The organism is Nigerium sp., from assembly GCF_039811905.1.
In the GTDB taxonomy this organism is placed as follows: Bacteria; Actinomycetota; Actinomycetes; order Propionibacteriales; family Propionibacteriaceae; genus Propioniciclava.
Window position 1 is genome coordinate 1 of sequence record NZ_JBDHZL010000121.1, and the last position, 7,576, is coordinate 7,576.

Sequence of the window (7,576 nt, forward strand, 5' to 3'; positions counted from 1 at the left end):
ACGGGACGCGGTCAGTACCGCTCCGCCCACGGGTCGGTGTTCAGGCGGGACACATGCGTCTCCAGCCGGACGCCCGCCGCCGCGGCGGCGTCCTGGAGCACCTTCTCGGCGTGCGGCAGCCACAGCCATTCGGCCGCCCAGTGCGGGATGTCGATCAGCGCGGGGGCGTCGTCATGGGCGAGGGCGTCCTGCGCGGGGTGGTGCCGCAGGTCGGAGGTCACGTACAGGTCGACGCCGGCCGCGCGGGCGGCGTCCAGCAGGGAGTCGCCGGCGCCGCCGAGGACGGCGACGGTCTCGACGAGACGCTCGGGGTCGCCGCCGAGCCGGGCGCCGGTCGCGGTGGGCGGCAGCGCGGCGGCGAGAGTGCGCGCGACGTCGCGGGCGGCCATCGGCTCGGGGAGGCGTCCGATGCGGCCCAGCCCCTCGCCAGAGGGCGGCGAGACCAGCTCGACCAGGTCGAACGCCGGCTCGTCGTAGGGGTGGGCGTCCAGCAGCGCCCGGACGACCGCCGCCCGTCGCCCGCGGGGCACGACCATCTCGACGCGCAGTTCCGGCGTCCGCTCGACCTCGCCGACGGCCCCGACGTACGGGTCGGCGCCGTCGCGCGGCAGGAAACTGCCGACGCCCGGGGTCGCGAACGAGCAGCGGTCGTACGCGCCGACCGTGCCGGCCCCGGCGGCCGCGAGGGCGTCGACGACGGCGTCCGCATGGTCGGGCGGAACGAACGTGATCAGCTTGTCGCGCGCCGGGCCCGCGGCCGGTTCGAGCGGACGCCGGTCGGTGAGCCGCAGCGCGTCGGCGAGGGCGTCCGAGACCCCGGGGTCGGCGGCATCGGCGTTCGTGTGCGCCGCGAACTGGCTGAGGCCGGCCTCGGCGAGGGCGAGCACGAGGCGTCCCTTGGGCTGGTCGCGCCGGACGGCGTGGACGCCGCGCAGCAGCAGCGGGTGGTGCGTCACCAGCAACTGCGCGCCGACCGCGCGCGCCTCGGCGATCACCTCGTCGGTCACGTCGACCGCGAGCAGGACGCCGACCACGGGGGCGTCCGGGTCGCCGCAGCCGAGACCGACGCGGTCCCACTCCTCGGCCAACCCGGGCGGGTAGGCGTCGGTCAGCCAGCCGGTCACGGTGCGCACGGTCGTCATGACCGGGAGGCTACCGCGCGGCGTCGGCCTCCTGGCAGCGCAGGGCGCGCTCGGCGTCGTCCAGGCGCTCGGCGACGAGGCGTCCCACGAAGTCGGACAGCGGTTCGTCGGCGACCCACGCCGTGACCCGCTCCAGGAACGCCCGGTCGGCGAGCGGCCGCGGGAACAGGTACATCAGCACGTGCTGGCGGATCGCCGAGCTCTTGTTCGCCCAGCCGTCGCGGCCCTCCGACATCGCCCGGACGACGTCGAGGTACGCGTCCGCGTAGGGCGCCAGCAGCTCCTCCTGGCCGCGGTGCATGAACTGCGCGCACACCTGGACGTGGGTCTCGTTCGGCGTGTCGTCGACGGTCGCCGCCCGCCACGCGGACGCCTTCGCCTCCGGCGTCCGCAGCGCCGACCGGGCGCCCGCGGCGTGCTCGGCGCCGGTCGCCGTGTTGTCCCGGGACGCCTCGGAGGCGATCTCGTCCTCGCCGACGGCCCCGACGCGGGCCAGGTTCGTGACGAGCCGCCAGCGCAGGTCGGGGTCGACCTGGAGGCCGCCCGGAACCTCCTCGCCGTCGAGCCAGGCCCGCAGCACGGCGGCGCCCTCGTCGTCGCGGATCGACGACGCGAGCGCCCGCGCGAACGCGAGCTGATGGTCGGAGCCGGGCTCGGCGTCCTTGAGCAGCCGGGCGACGCCGCCGGTGAACCGGTCGCTCAGCCGGACGCGGCCCGCCGGCGCCGCGTAGTAGTCGATCGCGGTCCGCGCCTGGGCGAGCTGCGCGGACACGGCCGTCAGGTCGGACTCGATGCCGACGCCCCGCAGCACCAGGTCGACGTAATCGGCCGGCGCCGTCTCGGCGTCGCGCACCATGTCCCAGGCAGCGCCCCAGCAGAGCGAGCGCGCGAGGGCGCTGTCGAGGCGTCCCATGTTCTCCACGAGCGTGGCGAACGAGCGGTCGTCCAGCCGGATCTTCGCGTACGTGAGGTCGTCGTCGTTCGGCAGCAGCAGGTCGGGCCGCTGCTTGCCGGCCAGTTCGGGCACCTCGGTGCGCGGGCCCTCGACGTCGAGCTCGACCCGGTCGGTGCGGGTCAGCCGCCCGTCCACCAGGTTGTACAGGCCGACGGCGATGCGGTGGCGGCGCAGCGTCGGCCACCGGTCGGACGCCGTCTGCAGCAGTGCCACCTCGGTGAAGCGGCCCTCGTCGTCGGTGGCGATCTCGGCCCGGATCGTGTTCACGCCCGCCGTCTGCAGCCACTGCGTGGTGAAGAACGACAGGTCCCGCCCGGACGCCTGCTCCAGCGCGCCCAGCAGGTCGTTCAGCTCCGTGTTGCCGAAGGCGTGCTCGGCGAAGTACGCCCGGACGCCCGCGAGGAAGGCGTCCTCGCCGACGAACGCGACGAGCTGCCGCAGCGCCGAGGCGCCCTTGGCGTAGGTGATGCCGTCGAAGTTCAGCTCGACCGCCTCGAGGTCGACCATGTCGGCGGCGATGGGGTGGGTGGAGGGCAGTTGATCCTGCCGGTAGGCCCACGTCTTGCGCTGGTTGCCGAAGGACGCCCACGGGTCGACCCCGGTGCCGAACTCGTCGGCGATGCGCTTTTGGGCGTAGTGGGACGCCCATTCGGCGAAGGACTCGTTGAGCCACAGGTCGTCCCACCAGCGCATGGTGACGAGGTCGCCGAACCACATGTGGGCCATCTCGTGCAGGATCGTGTTGTCGCGCGTCTCGTAGCTCGCCGCGGTCACGCGCGACCGGAAGATGTACTCGTCGCGGAACGTCACGCAGCCCGCGTTCTCCATCGCGCCGAAGTTGAACTCCGGCACGAAAACCTGCGCGTAGTCGCCGAACGCGTACGGGCGCCCGAACGCCTCCTCGAACACGGCGAAGCCCCGCTTCGTCGTGGTGAAGATGCGGTCGGCGTCCAGGTAGTCGGCGAGCGACTGCCGCACCGCGATCGACAGCGGGCGGTCGCCCTCCGGCGTCGGGTACACGTCGTGCACGATGTGGAACTCGCCCGCGCACACCGCGGTGATGTAGGGCGAGATGCGCTCGGTCGGCGCGAACGCCCACCGCGCGACGCCGTCGCGCTCGGGCGTCGGCTCGACGGCCGGCGAGTTCGAGATCACCTGCCAGGACTCGGGCGCCAGCACGGTGAACTCGAAGGACGCCTTCTGGTCGGGCTGGTCGAAGCAGGCGTACGCGCGGCGGGCGTCCGCGGATTCGAACTGGCTGTAGAGGTAGACCCGGCCGTCGGCCGGGTCGACGAACCGGTGCAGGCCCTCGCCGGTGCGCGAGTAGCGGCACACGGCCGTCACGACGAGCTCGTGCTCGCCCTCGGCGACGTGGAAGGCCAGGTGCTCGCCGTCGAACGCCTCGGTCGGCAGCGGCTCGCCGTCGAGGGAGGCCTCGATGACCTCGTCGGCGATGAGGTTGATGTCGGTGTCCGCGTCGGTCGAGCGAAACCGCGCCCGGGTCATGGAGAGGAACTGCGCGTCCTGGCGCTCGAGCGGGCGGTCCTCGGGGCCGGCGCCGGTGAGATCGAGCGTCACGGCGTACGACTCCGCCGTCAGGCTCTCGGAACGACGGCGCGCCTCCGCGCGCGTGATGTTGGCAGCAAACATGGGTCCCCGCTCGTCGACATGATCCAGGCAGTCCTGCCACCCTAACGCGCCCCGCACGCAGGTCCCGCGGACGGGCCCGCCGAGAAATTCACTGTTCACGGCCGGGATCGCGCGCGGGCGTCCCCGACAGAGCGCAACTAGGGTGAGGTGCATGACGCAAGCTGTTGATTTCTGGTTCGACCCCGTCTGCCCGTGGGCGTGGATGACGTCGCGGTGGATGCTCGAGGTCGAGAAGGTCCGCGACGTGAAGACCACCTTCCACGTGATGAGCCTCGCGGTGCTGAACGACGGCCGCGACCTGCCGCCCGAGTACGCCGAGTTGATGCAGTTCGCGTGGATCCCCGCGCGCGTGGCGCTCGCGGTGGGAGAGGAGTACGGCTCCGACAAGCTCGCCGAGTTCTACACGGCCATCGGCTCCCGGTTCCACCCGGGCGAGGCGCCGCACGAGCTGGCCACCGTCGAGGCCGCGCTCGCCGACGTCGGGCTGCCCACCGAGTTGGCCCGAAAGGGGCTGACGGACGCGAACGACGACGCCCTGAAGGCGTCCCATCACGCGGGGATGGACGCGGTGGGCGACGAGGTCGGCACCCCGGTCATCCACGTGAACGGCATGGCGCTGTTCGGGCCCGTGATCTCCCCGGCGCCGAAGGGCGAGGAGGCCGGCGAGCTGTTCGACGGGTTCGTGAAGGTCACCGCCTACCCGGGGTTCTTCGAGCTGAAGCGCACCCGGACGGTGGGGCCGATCTTCGACTGAGCGCGCGTCCGGCGGGCGCGGCGCGTCGGCGCCGGACGCCTGCGGCGTCCGTCTGCACAGGCGTGCGGGCGGCGTCCGATCGAGGCAGGATCGAAACAGGCGGGGCCCCGGGGTTTGCCCGGGGCCCTCGTCGCGCCCGGGCCGCGGTGACATAGTGAGGCCCATGCGCGTTCACATTGGTACCGATCATGCGGCGTTCGACCTGAAGCAGTACCTGGTCAAGGAGCTCGGCGGCCTCGGGTACGAGGTCGTCGACCACGGGGCGTCCGAGTACGACGCCCAGGACGATTACCCGAACTACATCATCCCCTGCGCCGAGGCGGTCGTCGCCGACCCCGGCTCCCTCGGCATCGTGCTGGGCGGGTCGGGCAACGGCGAGCAGATGTCGGCGAACAAGGTGAAGGGCATCAGGGCGATCCTGGCCTGCAACAACGAGCTGGCGCGGCTGGGCCGGGAGCACAACAACGCGAACGTCATCGCCCTCGGCGGCCGCATGCAGTCGCTGGAGGAGGGCCTCGCGATGGTGATGACGTTCTTGGAGACGCCCTTCTCCGAAGACCCGCGCCACGTGCGCCGGCTCGACATGGTGACGGCCTACGAGGACGCCCACCGCGCCTGAGGCGTCGGTTGCCGGGCGGTTCGCCGGGCCGCGCGTAGACTCCGGGGAAAGCCTCCTGGGAAGGATCGCCGGTGCCCGAGGGTCACGTCATCCACCGCCAAGCCCGCGCGCTCACCGAGTCGTTCGCGGGCAAGGCGGTGCGCGTGGCCAGCCCTCAGGGGCGGTTCGCGGACGCCGCCGCGCGCCTCGACGGCACGGTGCTGACGGGCGCGGAGGCGGTGGGCAAGCATCTCTTCGTCGACTTCGCCTCAGGGGAGGTCGTCTGGGTGCACCTGGGGCTGATCGGTAAGTGGCGGTTCGGGGCGGACGTCCCGCCGCCCAGCCCCGAGACCCTGCGGCTGCGCATCGCGGCCGACGGGCGGGCCGCCGACCTGCGCGGGCCGCAGTGGTGCCGGCTGATCACGGCGGGGGAGCGGGACGCGGTGGTCGCGTCCAGCGGCCCCGACCCGATTCGCGCCGACGCCGACCCTGAGCGCGCCTGGCGGGCCGTGCACCGGTCGAAGCGTGCGATCGGCGCGCTGCTGATGGATCAGAAGATCTTCGCGGGCGTCGGCAACATCTACCGGGCGGAGGTGCTGTTCCGGCACCGCATCGACCCGTACCTGCCGGGGCGGGATCTCGACCGCGCCACCTTCGACTCGGTGTGGGCCGACCTGGTGGCGCTGATGGCCGCCGGGGTGGAGGCGGGCCGCATCGACACGGTGGAGGACGCCTATCTGCCCGAGGCGATGGGCCGGGCCCCGCGGGTCGACCGGCACGGCGGCGAGGTGTACGTGTACCGCCGCTTCGGCGACCCGTGTCACGTGTGCGGCACGCCCGTGGCCCGGGCGCTGCTGCAGGGCCGCAACCTGTACTGGTGCCCGTCGTGCCAGCCGTCCGGGGCGGCGGGGGCGCCGCGATGAGCGGCGAGGTCGGCGTCCGGGCGGTGTCGGAGGGCTACGCCCTCGACCTGGTCGCGCCCGACGGGCCGCGGTGCCGGTTGCGCTTCGGAGTGCCCGGGGAGCCCGTCGAGGGCTGGACGCCGGGGGAGGACGACCTCGTCTACGCCCGGGCCGGCGACGTCGAGACGCGCGTGCGGCTGTTTCAGGACGTCGCCGCGTGGACGGTGTCGATCACCGTCGACAACCGCAGCGAGCACCCGGTGCAGTTGCCGGAGCTGGGGCTGGGCGTCACGCTCGCCGACCGGTGCGTCGGCTGGTCGTGGACGAGCGACCTCGCCGGGTTCATCGCGGTGGCCGCGGAGGCGGAGAAGGGGCCGGTGGCGGTCGTCCGGTTGAAGCAGGGGTTTCTGCGTCCGGTGCGGGAGAGCCCGGTGTTCGCCGACGCCGCGACCTCGGGGGAGGCGTTTCACCTGGCCCCGCCGCGCGGGGCGCTGGGCCCGCACCGGCGCCACCAGGTGACCCTGCAGGTGGAGCTGCGCCCCTCGTTGTCGTCGCTGGCGGACGCCCTCCCGGGCTGGCTGCCCGACGTGATCGTGGACGCCGGGGAGCAGGTGTCGTTCGCGACGCCCGACGAGGGCGTCCTGCCGGGGGACAACGTGAACGTCACGCTCGTGGACACGACGGCGGTGGCGTCCCTGGAGAACCCGGGGCGCGGGTGCGTGAGCCTGCACGGCGTCCGGGGGGTGCAGCGGATCTGGCTGGCGGAGGCGCCGTCGATGGAGGCGCTCGTGCCGCCGTTGGCGGAGGCGGTGATGCTGCGGCGTCCGGGGGTGCGGTCGAGTGGGGCGGGCCTGCTGGTCGCCGAGGCGCTCGCGAACGGTCTGGTCGCCGACGAATGGGCGGCGCTGGACTGGCTCGAACGGGAGGCGTGGCTCGATCGGCGCGACCTCGAGGGGGTCGCGATCGCGGCGACGCTCGCGCTCGCGGGCGGGGACGCCGGCCTGCTCGACGACGCCTGGGCGGCGCTGGCCGCGCTGCCGGCGTCCCGCGGGTTCGGGCTGGTCACGCTGAAGCTCGGCCTGGCGGCGCTGCGGCTCGCCGGGGGCGCGCCCCCGCTGGCGGGGGAGTTGCTGGCGCGGCCGGGCGAGGACCCGGACGCCGCCCTCGAGCTCGCCGTCTTGGCCGGACGCCTCACCCCCGCCCACCGCGGGCCGCTGGCGGCGGTCGTGGCGTCGCTCGGGGACGTGCTGCCGGGGCAGCCGTTGGGGCTGTCGGCGCTGGAGGCGGCGCGCCGCGTCGCGCTTGTGCGGTTGTGTCCGCCCGGCTTCGTGAGCCTGCGCGCCGCGGCGACCGCCAACAAGGCGTACCGGCTGCTGCTCGCCGACTACGCGACGCGGCTGCAGCCGGATGTCACGGGCCTCGGTTGGCTTCTACTCGGCGATCTGGGGGCCTGAGGCCCCGGGCGGGTAGAGTGATCCGGCAACCGGGGACACCCCCGGACCGGGGCGTAGCGTAGTGGCTAGCGCGCCTGCTTTGGGAGCAGGAGACCGCAGGTTCGAGTCCTGTCGCCCCGAC

General features: G+C 73.7%; 6 protein-coding genes and 1 tRNA gene. 5 read left to right on the forward strand and 2 right to left on the reverse strand.

What is annotated here, in order from left to right; genetic code table 11:
* Positions 1-11 precede the first annotated feature (11 nt).
* Together WMJ97_RS13470 and pepN are read right to left on the reverse strand one after the other, a co-directional pair.
* Positions 12-1,142: a Nif3-like dinuclear metal center hexameric protein gene (locus WMJ97_RS13470; RefSeq protein WP_347349518.1), complete on the reverse strand. Its 1,131-nt coding sequence runs from the start codon at positions 1,140-1,142 to the stop codon at positions 12-14.
* A gap of 10 nt (positions 1,143-1,152) precedes the next feature.
* Entirely contained in the window at positions 1,153-3,747 is a 2,595-nt protein-coding gene (gene pepN, locus WMJ97_RS13475; protein WP_347349519.1) for an aminopeptidase N, read from the reverse strand.
* 151 nt (positions 3,748-3,898) lie between these two features.
* Here pepN and WMJ97_RS13480 point away from each other — a divergent pair, with 151 nt between their 5' ends.
* The 5 genes from WMJ97_RS13480 (at position 3,899) to WMJ97_RS13500 (ending at position 7,575) form a co-directional block, all read left to right on the forward strand.
* A complete protein-coding gene (locus WMJ97_RS13480) occupies positions 3,899-4,501 on the forward strand; it encodes a disulfide bond formation protein DsbA (RefSeq protein ID WP_347349520.1) in 603 nt (200 codons plus the stop codon).
* A gap of 163 nt (positions 4,502-4,664) precedes the next feature.
* Positions 4,665-5,120 carry a ribose-5-phosphate isomerase gene (locus tag WMJ97_RS13485; protein ID WP_347349521.1) on the forward strand — a complete coding sequence of 152 codons (456 nt, stop codon included), beginning with the start codon at positions 4,665-4,667 and terminating at the stop codon, positions 5,118-5,120.
* 71 nt (positions 5,121-5,191) lie between these two features.
* Positions 5,192-6,022: a DNA-formamidopyrimidine glycosylase family protein gene (locus tag WMJ97_RS13490; protein WP_347349522.1), complete on the forward strand. Its 831-nt coding sequence runs from the start codon at positions 5,192-5,194 to the stop codon at positions 6,020-6,022.
* Positions 5,977-7,455 (forward strand): hypothetical protein, encoded by a 1,479-nt coding sequence (locus WMJ97_RS13495; protein WP_347349523.1) that lies wholly within the window; start codon positions 5,977-5,979, stop codon positions 7,453-7,455. The genes WMJ97_RS13490 and WMJ97_RS13495 overlap by 46 nt, the downstream gene beginning before the upstream one ends.
* A gap of 47 nt (positions 7,456-7,502) precedes the next feature.
* Positions 7,503-7,575 (forward strand) — tRNA-Pro (locus WMJ97_RS13500).
* Position 7,576 lies beyond the last annotated feature (1 nt).